The sequence below is a fragment of the uncultured Tateyamaria sp. genome (assembly GCF_947504105.1).
Classification (GTDB): Bacteria; Pseudomonadota; Alphaproteobacteria; order Rhodobacterales; family Rhodobacteraceae; genus Tateyamaria.
Genome location: NZ_CANNGP010000123.1, coordinates 1 through 1,849, shown reverse-complemented (window position 1 = coordinate 1,849; position 1,849 = coordinate 1). Strand labels below are relative to the sequence as shown.

The following is a 1,849-nucleotide window of genomic DNA, read 5'->3' as shown; positions in this document are numbered from 1 at the left end:
ATCAAACCAATCAGATGAGCCAAACTCTCTCTTAGTTTAGACCGCCATTGGCCCCAAAAACCATGACGACGGACAATCTTCCGATGAAAGGACGCCGTCCCCATTTCCGCCCAGTTCAGTAAGAGCATCAAACATTGCCAATGCTTGTAGGTCGGTTACCCCACCAGTAGGCAACCATTCCGTAAATGCCAGTTCCTGCGTCATATTGATTTGGCCATCGCCAGCACCGCGGGACCCATCGGCATTCAAATCAATAACTAAGAATGCATCGTCTGGGCTCACCCAAGCGGTACTTTCCAAGAAGCCATCAGCGTCCATATCGAACGAAACAAGCCCGTCTACCTCGATCTCAATACCATCTCCGTCCATATCGAGGATGATAGGTTTGCCGCTGCCTTCGCTATCCCCTTCCCCCCCGGGATTTCGATCTCGCCAGCCGACGCCATCGTTTCGATCCCGCCAATTTGGCACACCGTTTCGATCCCGCCAATTTGGCACACCATCGTTGTCACGATCTCCGCCCCAATGCCCTATGTTGGAAAAGTCCTCATCACGGGAATCTGGTATGCCGTCGCCATCTTGATCGCCTGACCAGTCAACGCGAAACGGATTTGGCTGACCAACTTCGTGAAGTGGCCCATCAATGCCATCATCGGGGTTGGCAAATGTACCTTGGTAGCCAAATCTGCCGTCCAGTCCAATTGCATCGGCAAAACTGCGTCCGAATGCGGAGAGGCTTTCCATAAAGTTGCCAGACGTTAAGGTACGCGTAGTTGTGCCATCACCGTTGTCAACATCTATGACCCGCCCATAGTGATAAGCTTGAGCTGGCGTCCAGCTTCCATCTACCGCAATGTCTTCCCCGTCACTTCCGGTAAGCGTGTCAATCGTCCCATCTTCATTCAGTGTGTATTCGCTCGACGTGTTATGAACCCTAATACCATCTGCAATGTAGGTGTGGTGACCTGCGACCTCGAAATTATAGGTGCGCCAGCCACTTTTGTGCATGTACTGGAGTTCACCAGTGCCTTCGTCGTTGCGCGTTGCGCTATCAAACGCGTCAAACGCGCCTTGTTGTTCGCATGTTGAGATGCCCGCTGCACCAATAGTTCGTTCAAATTTTTGACCGTATGCATCGTCCAAAGCCGGAACAAGCAAGTTGGAAAATTCTAGTCCGTTCTTAAATGATGTTTTTTGCATAACTTCCCCCAATAAAACGGTAACCCAACCGTTTGATAAACTTGTGTGTACGGCTCAGATCGACATCTGAGGTCACGTGAAAAAGAATTTCTTTCGATGACCGGGCCTTCGACCAAGTCTCAATGCCCTGAAACAGACCAAGTGCAACGCGTCCGCCACGTAAGCCGTAACGCACCTCTTTGAGCACATTGATATTATGGATGGTTGTCACCAGTGCCCCGGTGCCTATGTGATACTCACCGATTGAGCCATAAACGAACCCAACTGGTTTCCCACTATCCCAAGCCATCATGGCTGCGTATCGTTTGGGATTACAGATGGCGCGCTCAGCAATGGCACGGACCTTGTTTGGTGCAAAAGTGATGTAGGAGAACCGGCTTTCCTCATGCGCTTGCCGCGCAAGATAAACAACTTCATCCACTACAGATAAGTCTTTGAGTTCAGAGAAAACCAAGCCTGACTTTTTCACCACGTAAGAGGTGGAGCTCTGTCCCTTTTTACAACTACCCAGCATGATCCAAAATTGTCTCTAGTGAAGCGGTTTATTACTGTCCGTCGTCATGGTTTTTGGAGCCAATGGCGGTCTAAACTAAGAGAGAGTTTGGCTCATCTGATTGGTTTGATTATGCGGCGTGCTGGCGGTGATGCA

The 1,849-nt window shown here is 50.2% G+C and carries 2 protein-coding genes; both read right to left on the bottom strand.

Going from position 1 to position 1,849, the window contains the following annotated elements; genetic code table 11:
- Positions 1-36: 36 nt before the first annotated feature.
- A complete protein-coding gene (locus tag Q1A75_RS23790) occupies positions 37-1,200 on the bottom strand; it encodes a hypothetical protein (RefSeq protein ID WP_299593518.1) in 1,164 nt (387 codons plus the stop codon).
- Positions 1,181-1,669: a hypothetical protein gene (locus Q1A75_RS23785; RefSeq protein WP_299641513.1), complete on the bottom strand. Its 489-nt coding sequence runs from the start codon at positions 1,667-1,669 to the stop codon at positions 1,181-1,183. Before Q1A75_RS23785 ends, Q1A75_RS23790 begins: the two co-directional genes overlap by 20 nt.
- Positions 1,670-1,849: the final 180 nt, after the last annotated feature.

Bases quoted from the DNA above. Each gene is read 5' to 3' on its own strand.
- Q1A75_RS23790 (WP_299593518.1), bottom strand. From the start codon at position 1,200: ATGCAAAAAACATCATTTAAGAACGGACTAGAATTTTCCAACTTGCTT.